The organism is Chromobacterium sp. IRSSSOUMB001, assembly GCF_023507765.1.
GTDB lineage: Bacteria > Pseudomonadota > Gammaproteobacteria > Burkholderiales > Chromobacteriaceae > Chromobacterium > Chromobacterium haemolyticum.
On sequence record NZ_JALCYU010000002.1, the window covers coordinates 157,328 to 175,149 of the forward strand.

Genomic DNA, 17,822 nt, shown 5'->3' on the forward strand with positions numbered 1-17,822 from the left:
GGGCAATCATTCCGCTGCCACGGCGGCGGACTCGACCTCGTTCACGCCGCCGTAATCATTGACATGCTTGAAACGCACGGAGAACGGCGCGCCGGCCTGCGTCAGCCCCGGCACCGGCCAGCTGCCGCGGGAGAACGGCGCCAGCATGTCCGCGCTGAAAGCATGCGCCTTGCCGCCGCTCAGCACCTCGCCGCCAATCAGCGACAGGTGGTAGCCGCTGCGATTGTCGGCCACCAGCCGCCACGCGCGCCCCTGCCGCTGCAAGGAGAAGCGCAACTGGCTAGGAGCCTGCTCAACCTTGCCCTGGATGCCCGTCGGGCGGTAGAACAACTTGAGCCGGCTTCGCAGCATCACCATCATCTGGTTTTGCTCTGAAAATTCGCCGTTGACCGATGGAATCTGCAGCATATTGAAGTAGTAGACCGACTCCCGGTCCTGCGGCAGCTCGCTGCCGTCAAACACCAGCCGCACGGTCTGGCCGGCCTTGGGCTCCATGCGGAACACCGACGGCATGGCGGCGAACGGCGCCGTGGCGCGCTCCGGCGTGGAATCCACGTCGCCGGCGTCCAGCCACACTTGCACCACATTGGGTATCGCGTCCTCGTTGCGCAGCTGGATGCTGCTCTCGCGGGCCTGCCCTGGGTAGACGATGCGGGTATTGTTCAGCACCACGCTGGCCCAGGCCGCCGGCCACGCGGCCAGCAGGATCAGCGCCGGCAGCAGCGCGCGCCGGAGCGCGGCGGCGTTAGACGTGCCGCGCTCCGGCAGGCTGCTGCGTTTACAAGTAGGAAACCGCATACTGCACGCTGCCCAATACCGAACCCGCGGTGGCGGCGCCTTCGGCATAGTAGCGAACGGCGAAGGTGTGCTCGGCCGTAGTCTTGCCTTCCAGCAACTCCAGACCAGGCGCCTTGTGGCCGCCGGTCAGGTCGAACGGGGTTTGCGGCGCGGCCGGGTCCAGCAATTGCAGGGCCACCTTGCCGGCGGTGCCGACGTTGCCGATATTGCCGTCCCCGGTCAGGCTATTGGCCACGAACACGGTATTGATCTTGGTGCCGCCGGCAGGCGCGGCTTCGCAGCCGGTCAAGCGAACGGTGAAATCGGTTTGCCCGGCCACATCCCCCTGCGTGCTCAGGCTGGTCGTCGGCACCGTCGGCAGCAGCACCAGCGGACTGGTGGCGTTGCCGTTGATATCCACCGAGCAGGTTTGCGAAGTCACTTCGCCCTGGAAATTAATGGTGTTATCCGCCCACGCCAAAGCCGGCAGGCATAGACTGGCCAAAACGACGATTTTTTTCATGAGACTACTCTCCATTGATATTTATTAAAGTGCCTTTCCATCCATATGGAACCAATTCATCAGTCTGTAAAAAGGCTTATCAATTCTATTAAGTATCATCAAGGAATTTGAATAGGATTAATCCTAAAAAAATCAGTAACTAATCAAGCAGAAGCCTGAAAACGCAACAACAGAAATGTCAATTAAATAATCATTTTTCCCCATATTAAACCCACATAACTAACCGCCTTAATTTCACTACGACTCTTGATATCTCTGTAGTCCGCTACCGCTTGTCTCAGCTTGCCATTGCGCTACCCACACCTGCCCAACCGACCATTCGTCTTGACCCGCCCGCCACCATAGGCAACAATCGCCGCGTGCCGTGACATTCCACGGCACTCAGGTTTAGCAGCTTGATTCATGGACTCGCCATAGACCGGCCCCAAGGCAGGCGGTGGCGGGGAGGCGCACGTGTGCGCCTACCGGGTGTCTGTGACCGGTCTGCTAACCCTGTTATCCGCCTGCCGTATCCGTTTAGCAGCGGAGGCAGGCTTTCACAGAGGAGCCTTCCGATGACAAATCAATCCCCCCCTGCGCTATCGCGCGCTATTCTCTCCCCCTCTGCCCCTGGATGTGATCTTTGCCAACTTGCGCCCGTTCAACACGGTGGCGCCGGCCACGCTGAAACGGCTGGAGCAGCAATTGCACGCCCGCGACCGCTATCTGCGCGCCGCGCTGTTCGATGTGCAAAACGCCCATTCCAGCCTGCAAGCGCTATCGCGCATGCTGCGCCAGGGACAGCAGCAGCCCTGCCCCTGCGATGTGTTGCACATGGCGCTGGAGCCGGCTCAGCAAAAACTGCAACGCGGCCTGGAAACGCTGTTGGCCTTGCATTAAGGAGCTAGCGATGGAAATGCCTATTTCCGGCCGCCGCTCGCTGCGGCAATTGGAGCTGGCCTTGCAGGACTTGCAGCACCAGCTCGACTTGCACGCCATACAAACGCGGCAGACCAGTGCCAAGGCACCGCTGGCGTGCGCGCAACAGGCCCGGCAGCAACTGGACCAGGCGCTGCGCGAGCACTTGGCGGTGCTGCGCGAGGCGGAGCTAGCCTTGAGTTGCGTGCTGACCCTGCTGCTGCGACATGATGAGGAAACCTTCCCTGGCAAGCAGATCCGCGTGTTGCTGGAGCCGTTCCAACAGCAGATGGAGGCGGCGCTACACGGACTGGAGGGTTTGCGCTGAGCAGCACTCCACGCCGATGCGTCCTTGAAAAAAACAAGCCTCTTGTTCTCAGAACAAGAGGCTTGTGCTTCCAGCTAGCAACACACGGCTACGAGCGGGAGCCGACGCCTAGTTTAAAGCAGCGCCCACAAAGCCGGCTGCGAAGCCGGTGTCCAGCCGGCACCCGCCCAAGCGGTATGCGGCTGCAAGCAGCGATATTGCTTGCCTTCGAATACGACGACCTGGCCGGCCTTATAGCTTGCGCCCTCTTTCCAGGCTTCGCCCTCCACCGGCGGCGTGGTGCCGCTGTCGTCGGCCTTGACCGTCAGCGCATGCGCAGCGGTTTGCTCGCCTTTGCTGTTGCTGACCTTGACCGTAAAGCGGTAGGCGGTGTCCTGTTGCAACGTCGGCGCCTTGAAGTTGAGAGTGGAGACATTCAGTGGCAAGCCGTCTATCTTGGGCGATACATCCCACAGATAGCTCAGATTGGTACCCGTGGCGGCCTGGGCGCTCAGGATGACGGCTTCGCCCGCCTTGGCTTCGGTCTTGCCGCTGACAGTGACCTGACCCGGCACAATTTCATCCACCGGCGGCGGCTTGATCTCGCCCATGGAGGTTTCGATTTCGAAGTTGTAGGCCTTGTTGAGGCCATAGACCGCGTTGTCGGTGGCGCTTTCCAGCGGCTTGACCTCGTTGTTCACCAGCTTGCCCAGCTTGACGATGCGGGACTCCTGATTCACTTGCTGAGCCAGCGCGTACACCCATTTTTCCGGCCGCTGCTGACCGGCGGCCACAGTGATTTCATGACGCCCAATATCGCTGCCGCGCGCGCGGTCGAACACGCGCATGGTCACTTTCATGCCAGGGCTCAGCACCGTGTTGCTCTTGTCGATTGTGCCGCTATGTTTCCACTGGACATTGGCCGAAGCCACATCCACATCGGAGCAGGAGTAGAAGGCTTCGTCGTTGTCGTCCGGAGCGCGCTGCCATACGGTGTAGACCACACGCTTGCCGGTAGCCCAGGCCGGCAGCGTCACCGCGATGTCGGTGTAGCCGACTTTACGGCTGGCCAGATCGCCAGTCAGCTCCGGCCTATCGCGGCGTTGGTCCTTGCCGATGGACACCAGATCGTTCCAGGTCAGCGGCTTGGAGGGATCGTAGCTGTCCTTGCTGATGAATACCTCGAAATACTTGGTGTAGTGCGGAGCGCTCTGAGCGTAGCGGAAAGTCATTTTTCCATCCGCGCCCGGCGTCAGCACCGTGGCCGTCGGCCAGCTGTGTTTAGGGTTGTCCAACTCGGCCCAGCTGCCGGCTTTGCCGCCGCCGCACAGCTTGCCGTTGGGCACCAGCTGCTGATGGTTGCCGTCCGACTTGGCCTGGGCATTCGCAGTCCAGTCGTCGACAGCGGTCGCCGCGGCCTTGCAGCCGGAAAACTTGCTGGAGCCGCTCCAATGCCCACCCTCCAATTTGCACGCCACTTCACGGCTTACCGGGAAAGACATGGAGCCATGGGCGGAGGCGGTGGACGGGGCAATGGCCATCAGGGAGGCGGCGATCTGGCTCAGGGCCAGCACGGGCAGGACGAGCTTGCCGGCGGTGCGAGGTGCGGTCATGTTCTAAAACCTTAAGTCCAAGGGTTGGGTTGTCGCCCTCTCCGGCCATCCGCGGCCGGGAAAGGGCTTGCCCGCATTGTTCCAAACCCCGCCACGGCACCCAATCATTCTCAATAAAAGCTAAATTTCAGTGATTCCCAGGCGATGTCCATCATCCACGGCAAAAACCCGGCAGACTCACGTCTGCCGGGCAAAACCCGCAACCGGGTCTTAAACGCGCGCCAAACCGAAGCTGGCCGCGTTCAAACTAGCCGTCACGGCCTACTGCCCCTTGCACATCGCGTGCATATTGGAAACACCGACCTCGCGCCACGCTCCCCACTGCCCATCCGAACCCGGAGCGATGCCTCTGATCTCCCAGCCATTCAGCCATTCCTTGCCCTGGTAGGTGACTTTGGTGCAAGGCGTCTTGTAGACCGTGGCCGCATTCCAGCTGCCCTCTACCGGCGGCTTGCCGCCATCGTCCTTGGCCTTGACCTGCAGCGCGTGACTGGCGTCCTGGCTGCCCAGCGCATTGCTGACCTTGACCAGGAAGGTGTAACGGGTGTCCTGCTTCGGCGTTGGCGCCTTGAAGTTGAGGGTGGCGGCGTTCAACGGCAGCCCAGCGATGCTGGGCGACACAGTCCACTGGTATTTCAGATTGGTGCCGGCGGCCGGCTTGGCCGTCAGGCTGACGTTGGCGCCGCCGTTGACGCTGGCCGGACCGCTAACGGTGACCTTGCCCGGCGCGATCTCGTCCACCGGCGGCTTGCCGCCGCCCTCGTCCGATTGCTCCAGCACAAAGCTGTATTCCTTGCCCAGGCCGAACACGGTGTTGGCGGTGGCGTTCTTGACCGGCACCACTTTGCCGTTTTGCAGTTGACCGACATTGACCACGCTGGATTTGGCGTTGACCGCGGAAGCCAGCGCATAGGTCCATTCATCGGCCGCGGTTTGGCCGGCTGCGATGGTGATTGGATGCCGTTCAAGGTCCGTACCGCGCAACTTGTCGAACACGCGCAAGGTGATGGTGGTGTCGGGCTTGGCCTCGAAGGGGCTTGCCGTCAGCGGGCCCAGCGGTTTGAAATCCACGTTGTTGGCCACGATGTTGACGTCGGAGCAGCTGTAGAAAGCCTCGCCGCTGTCGCTGCGCTGCCATACGTTGTAGATCACGCGCTTGCCCTGCATCCCCGCCGGAATCTTCACATCCAATTTGGTCTTGGCGCTGGGCGCCACCGCGCCGGAATCACCGATCAACTGCAGATCATCCCACCGCAGCGGGCGTTTGAAGTCATAGGAATCCTTGCTGATATAGGATTTGAAATAAGCGGTCTGGTGCTGGGCGGTCTGATGATAAGTCATCGTGTATTTGCCATCCGGTCCCGGCTGGATGGTGGTGGCCGGCCAGTCAACGGCCGCATCCAGGCCGCCAAATTTTTTAGCGCCGCCGGCACACAGCTTGCCGTTGGGCACCACTTGCTGATGATTGCCGTGGGCGTTGCCTTGAAGCACGCCATTCCAGTCATAGATGGCTTGCGAGCCGCCGCTTTGCTTAACAGCCTGGCATCCCGGCGTTTTAGGATTTTCAGGACTATCATAACTATGACAGTATTTAATACGGCTGATCGGCTCTTCCATCGAACCATGGGCGGAGGCGGCGACTGGTGCCAGCAACATCAGAGAAGCGGCGATCTGACTCAACGCCAGCGCGGGCAGAGCGAAACTGCCGGCCTTGCGGGATTGGGACATGGTGTTCCTTGTATAAAGGTGGGTGGGGTACATCAGCGTCCGTTCTAGGCCTTCCGCGCAGCGGCGATAGGATATTGAACGGCTTCAGAGGCCGGGACAGCGCCCAGCGCCGTCACTGCCCGCACCATTGTTCCAAACCCCTACTGCTCCCCCAATCAATCTCAAGAGATGCTCAAGCAGACCCGCACGCTCCAAGCTCCTTCTCCGCCTCTATCTTTGGAGCCAGCAACAGGAACTCACTTCCGAGTCTGCTTTGAGATTTGACCTCTACCCTGCCGCCATGGCTTTGCATCACCGCCTTGACAAAGGGCAGGCCCAAACCAGCCCCGTCGCGGCGGCCTTCGTCCACTTGATAAAACAGTTCAAACAGCCTGGGCAGCGCATGCTCGGGAATGCCTATGCCCTGGTCCGTCACGCTGATGCCGGCCATCTCGCCCCATCGTTCCAGTCTCACCACGATATGGCTATTGGGCGGCGAGTATTTGACGGCGTTGTCCAGTACATTGACCACGGCGCGCAGCAGCATGTCGTAATGCCCTCGCACCCAAAGCGCTTCCACTGTTTCCGGCCCATGCAGCGTGATGCGTTTTTGACGGGCGCTGGCTTCGATCTGGTCCATCGCGTCTTCGGCCAGATCGGTCAACGCCACTGGCAGAAAGCTGGACGGATCGAGTTGTTCCGCCCTAGAGAGTTGCATGAAATCCTGCGCCACGCGCAGGCTGTAATGCACTTGTCGACGGAGATCGTTGAAGAATTGATCCTGCCGCGGCCCGGTTTCGCCGCCTCGCTGTTCAATCATCGCCAGCATGGTGGTCAACGGGTTGCGCAGGTCGTGCGCCATCTGGCGCAGCACGCGCCGGTCGCCGGATACGCTGGCCTTGACGTTTTGCAGGTCTACCAGGCTGATCAGGCTGCTGGACAGTCCGTCGCACAGTTCATGACAAGGCGTGACCAGCAACATATGCTCGCCCTGGCCGCTACGCACCTCTTCCACGCCGATACCGCCGCTGCGGAGCGCCTTCTCGCGGGCCGGCGCGGCCAGACCCAGCACCCAGGCTTCAGCTTTATCCGAGGCGCCGTGCTCGCACAGCAGCTTGCGCGCCGCCTGGTTGCTGAGAATGATTTTGCCGCCCTGTTCAAAGAAAATGGGGTAAGGCAACATATTGAGCACGCTGGCGTAAGAGTTTTGCCAGGCGCGCATCTGCCGCATCAAGCGCTCTATTTCATCAGCGCCGGCTTCGGTCACCTGGGCGCGTAGCGGCAGATTCATGCCGGCCTCGCGCAAGCTCAGTTGCATCGCAGCCATTTCCTGCCGTAACAATAGATGGGTCTTTGTCTGCCAGCGCCAAGCGCAGCCGGCGTAGATCAGCAGACCTCCGATCAAAGGCGAGCTCACAGGAATCCAAACCTGGCTCTGCAGCAGTAGCAAGGTGGACACCAGCCAACAGCCTCCCAGCCACAAACAGGCGCGGACATGCATGCGCGCCGGCGGCGTCAACAGGCAGATCAGCAACAGGACGAACATAATGCCGAAGTTGACCAATAGCTTATACGGAGCGGCCAACATGGCAACCGGGCCGTGATTCATCAGGGTTTGGGTTTGCAAGGCCAGAATCTGGCTGCGGGTGTGACCTTCTCGATCCAGTGGATAACGGTTGGCGCGCAGCCCCTTAAACGGGTCCAGCGCCAGGTGCCCCACAAAAACGATCTTATTGTGAAACGCCTGCCGCGGCACCGCGCCGGTCAACACATCCAACATCGAATACTGCTGAATATGGTGCTGAGCAGGCAGCACCAGCAGCCAGCCGTCGGCTTGCGGCGTGCAGCGCCGCCACAGCGCGGCAAAACACCAGGTATTTTCCCGCGGCGGCAGCTCATAGCCGGCGACGCGGATAGCCTCCATCACCATATGCGGGGCGAGTTTCTCCCCATGCAGCTTGTAAGGCACGATGCCGGTGACCACGCTGCGGTCGCCAATCAGCAGCTCGCGATGTCCTTGCCCAGCCGCAGCGGCGTACACGGCTGAGGGTCCGGGGCCGTCTCTCCCCTCCCCTTGCTGGAATTCGGCCGGCAAAGCCAGCACTACGCGGCCATGACGCCGAATGGCGTTCGCCAGCATGCCTTCGTCTCGGCGCGACATCAGGTTCATATTCAGCGCCACGCTGTCCGCCTGGCTCAGGCGCTCGAGCAAAGAGGCATAGAGCACATTGCCGTTGACCTCTTCGCGCCCCAACGCCTGGACCGTGGCCTGGTCGACGTTGACGAGCACGACATCGTGTTCATCGTCTTCGGTTTGCAGTGTGGAGAGCAGTTCGAAATACAAGCGGTCCAGCGAATGGAACAGGGCATCCTGATTGGGGATGGCAAACACCACCGCCAACAGGACGAAAGCGATCAGGAAGCGCACATCATGCCGACGCACGCGCCGAAGCGCTTGGCAAAACCATTTCATAAGACATCCAAAACGCGGAATGAGAACGCAGGGGATCGAACTTCCGACGCCAGACTCTGAACTTGTTTAAAATCCACCGGGCAAGCGGGGCAAGACAGCACCGGCTGAAGACGCGAAGCGGGCATACGACAGGCGCGCATTCAGAAGACGACGTTCATCACGCGCGGCGTCCCCCGATGCGCCACGGATTATGAACAGCTCAGACTCTCTCCAGCCGGTAGCCGTAGTTGTACACGGTGGAGATCACCACGCCGTTGCGCGGTCTCAAGCCCAGCGCCGAGCGCAGATTGCTGACATAAGTGGCCAGGCTGGCGTCGTATTTGCGGTCCGGCTGGCCCCAGATGCGCTGACTGAGGAAGTCCTTGGTCAGAATGCGGCCCAGGTTGCGGAACAACAGCGTGGCCAAAACGAATTCTCGCGCCGGCAGCGTGGCTTTGCCGCCGGGAAAACTGATGCTGCGCGCCTCCGGGTTGAAAGTGTAGCCGTCCACCTCGAACGAGGCCTCCGGATCACCCAGCCGCTGCTGCTTGCGGAACTGGGCGTTCAACCGCGCTAGCAGTTCCCGCTCGCGAATCGGCTTTTGCAGGTAATCGTCGGCGCCGTGCTCCAAGGCCAGCACGATGTCTTCTTCGTCGTCGCGCTGGGTCACCATCAGAATGGGCAGCGCTTGCGGCAACTTGGCGCGCGCCCACTTGAGCACCTCCACTCCGTCCCGGCCCGGCACCCCCCAATCCAGCAGCATCGCGTCGCAGCGCTGTTGCCGAAATTGAGCGACGAATTGGTCTCCATCGGCGCAGGTGATGGGCTGATGGCCATGCTGCTCCAACAACCTGACGATGCTGCTGGATTGGAGCGGGCAGTCTTCTAAAATTGCGACAATCATAATATGTGTTTCGGTTAAATGAGGCGGATTCACGGTAGAAGCGGCAACGGAGAGCACCAGTGCCTCTGTGCGCTCGCGAATTCCAAAGCTATAGACAGGAGGCCGCCGCAAATCGCAAAAGAAGGTGATTCTTACGGAAGGATGACTAGGGAAGATATAGGATTACTCTTAACTTTCTCAATAAGCCCTTAATTAATCCATCCTCATTAGGATCAAAACAAACAAAAAAGCATTCCAAAGCAATAAATATCCCCTGCATCAGCCTCACAGCGCGGTTGGCGCCAAAAACACCCATTGCCGGTAGCTGCCCTTGTCGGCGAAATCGCCCAGCTCCGCGGCGAAGCCCCGCTGTTTCAGCGGCCGGCCCTCCGCCAGGCTATGCACGCCCACGATGCCGCCGTCCGCGCCCTTGATCAGCCCCCATTCCGGCTTGCCCGTCAGCGGATCGGCATAGAGCCGGCGCAGGTAGCGGCGGGTAAAGGGCAAGCGCTCGTCCTTGAGCAGGGCTTCCAGGGACTTGGGATAGGCCGGCGCGGGGCCGGAACGATGGTAGGCGGCGATGGCGCGCTGCAATTGCAGGCCGATATGCAGCAGCTCTTCTTCTTTGTCGCGTTGCAGTTGCCGGCTCCAGGCGCTGGCCGCCGCGCTGAGGGCGACGCCCATGGCCAGCGACAGCGCCAGCACCCCCAGGTAGGCCAGCCCGCGCTGCTTACCAACTGCCATAGCTGCTGCCGTCCAGGCCTACGCCAGGCGCGCCGCTGGCCACGTCGCCAACGCCCCCCTCCTCCGCCGGCTTGGTTTGCCAGCCGTCGCGCCGGCCGGCAACGGGATCGAGCGGCAACTCGCGCAGATAGCGGCCGCCCACCAGATCCTGCAAGGCGGACGGATTGGCGCCGTGGTCGGCGCGGTAGTCGTCTATCGCCTGGCGCAGCGCGGCCAGATTGTGGCGCAGCACGGTTTCGCGGGCGCGATCGTTATGCTTGAAGTAGCTGGGGCCAACCAGGGCCATCAGCGCGCCGATGATACTCATGACCACCAGCAATTCAATCAGGGTGAAGCCGCGCGCCGGCTTACCATTGTTGGTAGGGTACGCCATTGATGCCCTTTCTGAGGCTTTTGGAACGGATGTCGTATACGTCGCCGCCGGAGGAGAACGCCTCGGCCGAGCTGGCGTAGCTGCGCGTCTCCCAACTGGCCGCCGGGTCCGCGCCCGCGCAGCCTTCGCACATCGGATCCGCCGGCAGCCGCCTCAGGAAGTAGAGCTTGCCGCCGTTGGGGTCGCTCTTGTCCGTCACCCCGTCGACCAGGCTGGCGAGGCTGGGCGGGTAGCCGCTGCGATCCGGCGAAACCTCTATCTTCTTGTCAGTCACCGCTTGGCGGTAGGCGTCGATGGCATTGCGGATCTGCCGCAGGCTGTGTCTAAGCTCCGCTTCCTGCGCGCGCCGTCTGCTCAGTTCGCTCAGCGGGAGACTGGCTCCCAGCAGCAACGCCATCAGGGTGAGCGCGGCCAGCATCTCGATCAGAGTGAAACCGGTTTGACGCGACATAAGCACCTCAGGGCGCGGCCAGCGGGCTGTCCAGCGCCGGCGCGGCGGCATTGGCGGGAACGACCGGCCTGGCCGCTTCGGTAGTCAGACGCTCCAGTGTCATTCGCCCCTCTGTGCCGGAATGGAAGTAGCTGTTGGAGGCCGCCGGCAGGTCCAGCGCCCGCTCGATGCGCGGAGTCAGCAGCAAAATGAGCTCGGTGTTTTCCGCGCTCCGCTTCTGGCTGCCGAACAAGCTGCCCAGCCAACCCAGGGTGCTGAGACCGGGCAGGCCGCTGCTGCCACGGTCGTACTGCTGTTTGATCAGGCCGGCCAGCACCTGGGTTTCGCCATCTCGCGCGGTCATCACGGTTTCGGCGTTGCGGGTGCTCATCGGATAGACGGTGCCGCCGCCGGCGGTCTTGACTTCGCCCTTGAGATTGCTGACCTCCATATTGACCTTGACGCTGACTTCATTGCTGAGGCTGATCCGCGGTTCCACTTGCAGGATCAGGCCGACATCCTGATAGTTGACCGACTCCGTCACCACGCCGTTGGCGTTGGTGGTGGTAACCACCGGCACTTTCTCCCCTATCTTGATGCTGGCCTTTTCCATATTACGCACACGGATCTTGGGGTTGGCCAGCACCTTGGTCTTCCCCTGTCTTTGCAGAAGTTTGATCGCCGCGCCCAGGTCCCCGCCATTGCTGCCTCCTACGCCGATGCCGTCGCGGTTCAGGCCCAGCAGGTCTCCCACCGTCACCTTGTCCGAGCCCTCTTTCGGCAGCACCGAAAAACGCAGCTCCGCCGGATAGTCGACGCCGACGTCGAGCACGTCGTTGGTGTTCACCTCCAGTACTTGCACATCCATGGTCACTTCGGACTGAGCGATGTCCAGGCTGGCCACCAGCCGTTCGATCACCGCCATCACTTCCGGCGTATCCCGCACGATCACCGCATTGGTGCGCTCGTCCAGGTGGACGTTCTTGGGCGAGCTGATCTGGCGCAGCGCGGCCAGCACATGGCTGGCGTTGGCCTGACTCAGGTAGAAGGCGCGGGTGAGCAACTCCTGATATTCCTTGGCTTTTTCCGATCGCGCAGAGTAGATCAGCATGCTGTGCTGGCTAAGCACTTTCTTTTCCAGCTGATGGGTGCGCAACAGCAGATTGATGGCATCTTCCGCCGTGGTCTGACTGGCGACGATGCTGGCGGGGGCGGCGATGGGCACTTCCGGGTCGAACACGAAGTCGATGCCGGCCAGTTGGGAAATCGCGTCGAAGATGCTGGAAATCGGCTGTATCTTGAAGTTCAGCGTCACCGGCTGGCGCAAGGCTTCGGCCAGGCTGGGGCGCGCGTCACGACGGCCGGCTTCCTGATTTTGCAGTTCGTCGCGCAGCGCTTGCGCTTGCGGGTAGTCGGGCTGTTCCTGCAAGATGCGGCCCAGCCGTTCCAGCGCCTCGCGCGGACGCTGCGCACCGATCTCGGCGGCGGCGTCCAGCTCCAACTTCAACCGCAGCCGGCGCTCCAGTTGCCGTTTCAACTGCTGGGCGCGCATATGCTCCGGCGCCAGCGCCAGCAAGCGGCTCACTTCCGCCAGCGCGGCCGCATCGTCGCCGGTGTCCATCCTGGCCTTGGCCGTCCGCAGAGCCTCCTCCGCCAACGCCGCGCTCTTGACCACAACGTTTTTGCGGCGCTCGACATCGTCGGGCTTCCGCCGCAAGGCGGTTTCGGCAGCGCGCAATTGTTCTTCTGCGCCGGGCTGGGAAGCCGGATCGAAGATTTTCTTGACCGGCCCGGGCAGCGCGCATCCGCCCAGCGTCAATCCGAGGGCGAGGGCCAGCAGTGTGGGTTTGCAATGTCTCATGATGCCTGGTGCCTAGTGAAAACGGCGTCGTCGCGGTGACAATGACGCCTCAGTTAGCCAATGGATGCAGCGGAATCGAATGCTCTCGCCCTTCGGTGTCCAGCAGCAGCACGCGCTCCGCCTCCACAGCCTTGAATGTGTATTGCTCCGCCAGCTTTGCGCCCGGCTGCAAGGCCTTGGGCATCCTGCAGCCAGCGCATAGCAGGAAACTGCGCCCAAGCCCCTCCAACACCACCACGCGCTGGCCGTCCTGCCGCCATTCGCCGACGGCGCTGAACGGCGCCGGCGCGGCTTCAGACGGAGCCTCCGGCAAGGGAGCGGCCAGCTCCGGCGCGGCGTCCGCCGGCGGGACGACGGGCTTGGTCTCCTCGCGCAGAGACGCCCAGTTCTGAATTGGAAACAGGTTGACGCCGCCGGCCTGCGGCCCTTGCGCCAGCGCCAGCGTCGCACAAGCCAGCGCGAGGCCGCCCAGCCAATGCGCGCCCCGCCTCATCGCCCTGCTCCCAGCAGGCTGAATCGCATGCGCATGCTCAAGGCCTCGGTGTCGGTATGCGGCCGCTCCAGCGTCAGCGCTTCCAGCCTCAACAGCGGCTGCGCGGCCAACTCGCCCAAGGCCGCCATCAAATCCGGATAACGTCCGCTGGCGCTCAGCTCGACCGAGACGCGGCGCAAAGCGCCGCCGGCTTCCACGTCCTCCCGGTAGCTGGCCTCGGACACGCTCAGACCGGACTGGCGCAGTTGCTCCAGCAAGGCCAGCTTGCGCGGAACCAGCGCCAGCCGCAATTGGGCCTGCCATTGCCGCTCTCGCCCCGCCGTCGTCGACTGCTGCGCGCTCAACGGGGCACTCAATTGCTGACGGCGCTGTTGCAAATCCGTATCTTGCGCCTCTTGCACCAGCGCGCCGTAAACCAGCAGCAGACCGGAGGCCGCCAGCGACAACCGGCCGCCGCGTCCCAGCCGGCAAGCCAGCGTTTGCCGTTGCCAACGCAGCCTGGCGCGCCATTGCCGTCCGCCGCCGACGGGCCGGGCGCCGCGTTTGAAAGCCACAAGCCAACGTCCAGCGCTTTGCATCCAGGCCCTCATCGCAAGACCACCTGCACCGTGGCCAGCACCGGCTGGTTCGGATCGCCGGGCTTGAGCCCGTGCCGAAGCAGCTGCGCCTGGCCCTGGCCGGACGGCAGATTCAACCGTTCGACGAAATGGAACACTTCCCGCAGCTCCGCCGCGGCCAGCTCCAGCCTGGCTTGTTTGCCAGCGCCTTCAAGATGCAGCGACAAAATACCCAAGCGCGGCGACCAGGCTTGTTCGATCGCCCTCAGCAGCGCCGGGCGCAGCCGGGTTTGATCGTCGCCTTGGGCCTGCAGCAAGGCCTGCGCCTTGCGCGCTTCCGGCGAGGCGGCCTGGTCGCGGCGCTGTTCGCGCTCGCGCAAGAAACGTTGTTGCTCCCGCCGCTGCTCCCAGGCAGCGGTGTCCTCTGCCAGCAGCTCCAACTCCCATTGCCTCCAGCCCAGCGCCGCCAACAGCGTCAGCAAGACAATGGCGGCGACGCCGGCCAGCGGCGCGCTCGCCTCGGGGCGGCTAAAGTCCAGGCCGCGGGCATTCAAGCGGCGCATGGCTGGCTAGCAAGAAGAGGGTGGGGAAAACCCAGCCAGCGCGCTCGCGCCGCCAGCGGCTGCTGCGTCGGACCTTGGGTCGCGCACCAGTCGTAGTCGCCGCCGGGCTCGCGGCCGCACAAGGCCTCCGCCGCCGCCACGCCTTCGGCCGCGCACTGTCCCGGCGCCAGCGCCAGGGTGAGCAGTTCTTCCCAACCGCGCTCGCCCCGCCACAAGCAGGTGACGGCGCCAGCCTCGGCCAACACCAGCCCGCCCGAGGCCGGCGCGCGCGAATGGTGTTGCAGGCAGGAGGACAGCAAGTCGCGGCAGCCGGCCAGCCGCCAGCCGGCCTCCCGCGCGGCGGCGCGCAAGCCGGCCACTAGCGGAAGCTGGGCGGCGAAGGCCAGCCGCGCCGCGCCGTAAACCGCCGGCGCCAGGCGAATGTCCAGTTCCCCCGCTACGCCGCGTTCGCGCAGCAGCCCCTGCGCGTAGGCCCGCCACTGGCCGCGCTGTCCGGGCAGACCGTCCTGCCACGGCAAGAGCTGACTATGCGCCCACGGATATCCCAACAGCACTTGCACGCGGTTGCGCCAAGCCGGCCGTCGGCGCTTGACGCCGCCTAGCAACATGGCCAGCGCCTCGGCCGGCTTGCCGTGATGACGACAGCGCCACGGCTGGCCCGGGATGTCGCCTGGCGGCAGCAGGGTGGCCAGTTCGGCGTCGATCAATACGATTCTGTCATTCCATGGCCACGGCACGGCTGACCTCCTGATAGGTGGTGAGTCCGCGCGCTACCGCCTCCCGGGCGGCGTCACGCAGCGATTGATAGTCGGCGCATTGCGCCAGCGCCTGTTGGCGCTTCTGCGGCGAGCGCTCCAGCAGCGCGTCTTTCATCCGGCTATCCAGACGCAGCACTTCCGCCAGCGCAATGCGGCCGTGGAAGCCGCCGCCGCGACAGTGGTCGCACCCCGCGCCGGCGCAAGCGACGCAAAGCCGGCGCACTAGGCGCTGCGATACCACGCCGTTGAGCGCTTCCAGAAAAGTGGCCGCCTCCACACCCATGTAGAGGAAGCGGTCTATCACGCTAAAGGCGTCGTTGGCGTGTACCGAGGACAGCACGCGGTGGCCGGTCAGCGCCGACTGCACAGCGATGGCGGCGGTTTCGGCGTCGCGGATTTCGCCCACCAGAATGGTGTCCGGATCATGACGCAGGATGGAGCGGAGACCGCGGGCGAAGGTCAGACCTTTTTTCTCGTTCACCGGAATTTGCAGAATGCCGGCCATTTCGTACTCCACCGGATCTTCGATGGTGATGATTTTTTCCTCGCCGGTGTTGATCTCCGCCAGCGCGCCGTACAAGGTGGTGGATTTGCCGCTGCCTGTGGGTCCGGTGATCAAGGTCAGGCCGTAGGGCAGTTGCGCCAGCGCGCGCACGCGGCGCGCGGTCTCTCCGTGAAAGCCCAAGCTGTCCAAGTTCAGGCTGTCGCCTCGTTGGGATTTGTCCAACAGGCGCAATACGGCGTTTTCTCCGTGGGCGCCCGGCATGATGGAGACGCGGAAATCCACCTCGCGGCCTTGCAACGCCACCTTGAAGCGGCCGTCCTGCGGCACGCGCTTTTCCGCAATGTCCAGGCTGGACAGCACTTTCAGCCGCGACATGGTCTGGCTGGCCGCCAACTGTCCCGGCACCTGACGTATGGACTGCATCACACCGTCGATGCGGTAGCGGATTTGCAGCCCGTCGTCGCGCGATTCCAGGTGGATGTCGCTGGCGCGGCTTTGCAAGGCGTCGTACAGGGTCATGTTAACCAGACGAATCACCGGACTTTCATCCTTGGCCAGGCTGGTCAGCGAGATCGACTCCACCGCTTTGGCCAGGCTGTCCTCGGCCAAGTCCACTTCCGCGCCGTCCATCACCCGCTCGCGGGCCTCCGCCTGCTTCAGCCAGGCGTCGACCACGCCTGGTAAACAGATAGCGAAGCGCTGCTCGCCGCCCAACAGCCGGTTTTGTAAACGCAGTCGCAGATCCAGCCGCAGCGGCTCGGCCATCACCAGATACAGCCCGCCCCGCCACTCCAGCGGCGCCGCCCGACAAGACAGGGCCTCAGCCAGAGGCAGCAGATCGAAGCGCGCAGCCGCCTCTCCTACCTGAGCCTCGCTCAGAGCGGCCAGGCCCAGCAGCCGGGCAGCCAGCGGCAGGCTGCCCGGCTCGCGCTCCAGTTGCCTGCTCAACAGCTCGGCCATAGGCAGGTCTTGTTCTCCGCTTTCGCGCCTCCATTGCCAACCGGCCGGCGACGCGGAGTCCATTAATGCTCCCATCACTCCTCCTCTAAGCCTGTTCGTAATCTGCCGCGCTGCGGCGATACTATGTTGAAAACTCCTTAAGAAATGCCCATGCACCACCGGTACATTCCGCTTTCTCAACCGTTTTCGCCTGGTCTCGCTCTTACTCGAGAGATTTGAACTAGCCCTCACCCCATCCCGCCGGCCAATTCGAAAATCGGCATATACAGCAGGGCGACGATCAGACCGACCAAACCGCCCACCGCCAACATCAAAATCGGTTCGAATACTTTGCTGAACACCTCTATCGCTTGATCCAGCGCGCCATCGTGAAACTGGGCGATGCGCTCGCACATTCCGCCCAAGTCGCCGCTCTGTTCGCCAACCCTCAGCAGCCGCTCCGCCACCGCCGTGGTCAGCTCGTGGCGCGCCAGGGTGTCCGCCACCGGCCGGCCGGCGCGCAACTCTTCCAGCGCGCGGTCCAGGCGCTGGCCATACGCGGCCGGCAGCAGCCGTCCGGACAATTCAAAAGCCTGCAAGGCCGGCGTGCCGCCGGCGATCAACAAGCCGGCGGTGCGGTAAAACCGAGCCAACACAAACAGACGCGCGACATCGCGCAGCCGGGGCAGCGTCCACAACAGGCTCAACAAAAAGTGCTGAGTGCGCTGCGCGCGCAACAGCAGGCACAGCGCAGCCAGTCCCGCGGCCAGGCCCGCCCCCAGCAAGCCGCCGTGCGCCTGCACTAGCCGCGCCCACCACAGCATGGCTGCGGCGGTGGCCGGCAGCTCGCGCAGCGATTCGAACACCACGGCGAAACGGGGAATCACGAAAAACAGCATGAACAGCAGGATGCCGAAACCGACGGAGAGCACCAGCGCCGGGTAGACCAGCGCGCCGGTCACCCGCTTGCGGATGGCCACGATGCGCAGTTCGTAGTACTGGTAGCGCTTCAAGGCCGCCGGCAATTGGCCGCTGCCTTCGGACGCGGCCACGGTGGCCGCCAGCAGGGCCGGAAACACATCCGGCTGGGCCTCCATCGCCCGCGACAGCGGCTGCCCCTGGTACAGGGCTTGCAATAGCCGGTCCAGCACGCTCTGCAATGCTTTGTCGCCTCCGCCGGCCTGATCGCGCAGCGCTTGCAGCGCTTCGATCAAAACCAGGCCAGCCTCCAGCAACGCCGACAGTTCTTGCAACAGCAGGCCCAGCGCCGCGCCCTTGAGCGCGCGCTCGGCTCGTCCGCCGCCGGCTTCGCGCGCAGCCTCCAATACCAGGCCGTCGTCCGCGCTCAACTGAGCCAACGCGGCAGCCTCACTGTCCGCCCTCACTCGATGCGTCCTCACCTCGCCCTGCCGCAGCACGCTGATCCGATAGGCCCCCATC

Annotated in this window: 18 protein-coding genes; 2 read left to right on the top strand and 16 right to left on the bottom strand. The window is 63.3% G+C overall.

All coding sequences use genetic code 11. The features are described from left to right. Positions 1-6: 6 nt before the first annotated feature. Complete coding sequence (locus MOV80_RS02795; protein WP_249604815.1) at positions 7-798, bottom strand: molecular chaperone; 792 nt, start codon at positions 796-798, stop codon at positions 7-9. Then, positions 779-1,300, bottom strand: coding sequence for a fimbrial protein (locus MOV80_RS02800; RefSeq protein ID WP_249604816.1), 522 nt, complete (start codon positions 1,298-1,300; stop codon positions 779-781). Before MOV80_RS02800 ends, MOV80_RS02795 begins: the two co-directional genes overlap by 20 nt. 615 nt (positions 1,301-1,915) lie before the next feature. On the opposite strand from MOV80_RS02800, the gene MOV80_RS02805 reads away from it, so the two are divergent. Together MOV80_RS02805 and MOV80_RS02810 are read left to right on the top strand one after the other, a co-directional pair. Next, a complete protein-coding gene (locus MOV80_RS02805) occupies positions 1,916-2,179 on the top strand; it encodes a hypothetical protein (RefSeq protein ID WP_249604817.1) in 264 nt (87 codons plus the stop codon). A gap of 10 nt (positions 2,180-2,189) precedes the next feature. Further along, a complete protein-coding gene (locus MOV80_RS02810; RefSeq protein ID WP_249604818.1) occupies positions 2,190-2,525 on the top strand; it encodes a DUF1484 family protein in 336 nt (111 codons plus the stop codon). Positions 2,526-2,638: 113 nt separating this feature from the next. Here the strand turns inward: MOV80_RS02810 and MOV80_RS02815 are convergent, their stop codons facing one another. From MOV80_RS02815 to MOV80_RS02880, 14 genes are all read right to left on the bottom strand, one after another. Beyond that, on the bottom strand, positions 2,639-4,117 hold the full coding sequence (locus MOV80_RS02815; RefSeq protein ID WP_249604819.1) for a lytic polysaccharide monooxygenase: 1,479 nt from the start codon (positions 4,115-4,117) through the stop codon (positions 2,639-2,641). Positions 4,118-4,378: 261 nt separating this feature from the next. Then, a complete protein-coding gene (locus MOV80_RS02820; RefSeq protein ID WP_249604820.1) occupies positions 4,379-5,845 on the bottom strand; it encodes a lytic polysaccharide monooxygenase in 1,467 nt (488 codons plus the stop codon). A 172-nt stretch (positions 5,846-6,017) separates the two neighbouring features. Further along, complete coding sequence (locus tag MOV80_RS02825; RefSeq protein ID WP_107731626.1) at positions 6,018-8,297, bottom strand: ATP-binding protein; 2,280 nt, start codon at positions 8,295-8,297, stop codon at positions 6,018-6,020. A gap of 199 nt (positions 8,298-8,496) precedes the next feature. Then, positions 8,497-9,180, bottom strand: a complete 684-nt coding sequence (locus tag MOV80_RS02830) for a response regulator transcription factor (protein ID WP_019101947.1) — start codon at positions 9,178-9,180, stop codon at positions 8,497-8,499. Positions 9,181-9,444: 264 nt separating this feature from the next. Then, a complete protein-coding gene (locus MOV80_RS02835) occupies positions 9,445-9,903 on the bottom strand; it encodes a hypothetical protein (protein WP_019101946.1) in 459 nt (152 codons plus the stop codon). After that, positions 9,890-10,276, bottom strand: coding sequence for a prepilin-type N-terminal cleavage/methylation domain-containing protein (locus MOV80_RS02840; protein WP_019101945.1), 387 nt, complete (start codon positions 10,274-10,276; stop codon positions 9,890-9,892). Before MOV80_RS02840 ends, MOV80_RS02835 begins: the two co-directional genes overlap by 14 nt. Then, positions 10,251-10,727 (bottom strand): type II secretion system protein, encoded by a 477-nt coding sequence (locus MOV80_RS02845; RefSeq protein WP_107731625.1) that lies wholly within the window; start codon positions 10,725-10,727, stop codon positions 10,251-10,253. Before MOV80_RS02845 ends, MOV80_RS02840 begins: the two co-directional genes overlap by 26 nt. 7 nt (positions 10,728-10,734) lie before the next feature. Further along, on the bottom strand, positions 10,735-12,567 hold the full coding sequence (locus tag MOV80_RS02850) for a secretin N-terminal domain-containing protein (protein ID WP_081574663.1): 1,833 nt from the start codon (positions 12,565-12,567) through the stop codon (positions 10,735-10,737). A gap of 49 nt (positions 12,568-12,616) precedes the next feature. Then, on the bottom strand, positions 12,617-13,060 hold the full coding sequence (locus tag MOV80_RS02855) for a hypothetical protein (protein WP_019101942.1): 444 nt from the start codon (positions 13,058-13,060) through the stop codon (positions 12,617-12,619). After that, complete coding sequence (locus MOV80_RS02860; RefSeq protein ID WP_249604821.1) at positions 13,057-13,614, bottom strand: GspMb/PilO family protein; 558 nt, start codon at positions 13,612-13,614, stop codon at positions 13,057-13,059. The genes MOV80_RS02855 and MOV80_RS02860 overlap by 4 nt, the downstream gene beginning before the upstream one ends. 32 nt (positions 13,615-13,646) lie before the next feature. Next, positions 13,647-14,180 carry a hypothetical protein gene (locus MOV80_RS02865; RefSeq protein WP_249604822.1) on the bottom strand — a complete coding sequence of 178 codons (534 nt, stop codon included), beginning with the start codon at positions 14,178-14,180 and terminating at the stop codon, positions 13,647-13,649. Beyond that, complete coding sequence (locus MOV80_RS02870; protein ID WP_249604823.1) at positions 14,168-14,917, bottom strand: hypothetical protein; 750 nt, start codon at positions 14,915-14,917, stop codon at positions 14,168-14,170. Before MOV80_RS02870 ends, MOV80_RS02865 begins: the two co-directional genes overlap by 13 nt. Further along, positions 14,898-16,478 (bottom strand): GspE/PulE family protein, encoded by a 1,581-nt coding sequence (locus MOV80_RS02875; RefSeq protein ID WP_198001636.1) that lies wholly within the window; start codon positions 16,476-16,478, stop codon positions 14,898-14,900. The genes MOV80_RS02870 and MOV80_RS02875 overlap by 20 nt, the downstream gene beginning before the upstream one ends. Positions 16,479-16,630: 152 nt before the next feature. After that, positions 16,631-17,821 carry a type II secretion system F family protein gene (locus tag MOV80_RS02880; protein WP_019100327.1) on the bottom strand — a complete coding sequence of 397 codons (1,191 nt, stop codon included), beginning with the start codon at positions 17,819-17,821 and terminating at the stop codon, positions 16,631-16,633. Position 17,822 lies beyond the last annotated feature (1 nt).

What these genes read in the sequence shown, in the direction of transcription:
- MOV80_RS02795 (WP_249604815.1), bottom strand. Translation starts at nt 798, where the DNA reads ATGCGGTTTCCTACTTGTAAACGCAGCAGCCTGCCGGAGCGCGGCACG.
- MOV80_RS02820 (WP_249604820.1), bottom strand. Translation starts at nt 5,845, where the DNA reads ATGTCCCAATCCCGCAAGGCCGGCAGTTTCGCTCTGCCCGCGCTGGCG.
- MOV80_RS02850 (WP_081574663.1), bottom strand. Translation starts at nt 12,567, where the DNA reads ATGAGACATTGCAAACCCACACTGCTGGCCCTCGCCCTCGGATTGACG.
- MOV80_RS02845 (WP_107731625.1), bottom strand. Translation starts at nt 10,727, where the DNA reads ATGTCGCGTCAAACCGGTTTCACTCTGATCGAGATGCTGGCCGCGCTC.
- MOV80_RS02810 (WP_249604818.1), top strand. Translation starts at nt 2,190, where the DNA reads ATGGAAATGCCTATTTCCGGCCGCCGCTCGCTGCGGCAATTGGAGCTG.
- MOV80_RS02830 (WP_019101947.1), bottom strand. Translation starts at nt 9,180, where the DNA reads ATGATTGTCGCAATTTTAGAAGACTGCCCGCTCCAATCCAGCAGCATC.
- MOV80_RS02800 (WP_249604816.1), bottom strand. Translation starts at nt 1,300, where the DNA reads ATGAAAAAAATCGTCGTTTTGGCCAGTCTATGCCTGCCGGCTTTGGCG.
- MOV80_RS02825 (WP_107731626.1), bottom strand. Translation starts at nt 8,297, where the DNA reads ATGAAATGGTTTTGCCAAGCGCTTCGGCGCGTGCGTCGGCATGATGTG.
- MOV80_RS02840 (WP_019101945.1), bottom strand. Translation starts at nt 10,276, where the DNA reads ATGGCGTACCCTACCAACAATGGTAAGCCGGCGCGCGGCTTCACCCTG.
- MOV80_RS02880 (WP_019100327.1), bottom strand. Translation starts at nt 17,821, where the DNA reads ATGGGGGCCTATCGGATCAGCGTGCTGCGGCAGGGCGAGGTGAGGACG.
- MOV80_RS02855 (WP_019101942.1), bottom strand. Translation starts at nt 13,060, where the DNA reads ATGAGGCGGGGCGCGCATTGGCTGGGCGGCCTCGCGCTGGCTTGTGCG.
- MOV80_RS02815 (WP_249604819.1), bottom strand. Translation starts at nt 4,117, where the DNA reads ATGACCGCACCTCGCACCGCCGGCAAGCTCGTCCTGCCCGTGCTGGCC.
- MOV80_RS02865 (WP_249604822.1), bottom strand. Translation starts at nt 14,180, where the DNA reads ATGCGCCGCTTGAATGCCCGCGGCCTGGACTTTAGCCGCCCCGAGGCG.
- MOV80_RS02875 (WP_198001636.1), bottom strand. Translation starts at nt 16,478, where the DNA reads ATGGGAGCATTAATGGACTCCGCGTCGCCGGCCGGTTGGCAATGGAGG.
- MOV80_RS02835 (WP_019101946.1), bottom strand. Translation starts at nt 9,903, where the DNA reads ATGGCAGTTGGTAAGCAGCGCGGGCTGGCCTACCTGGGGGTGCTGGCG.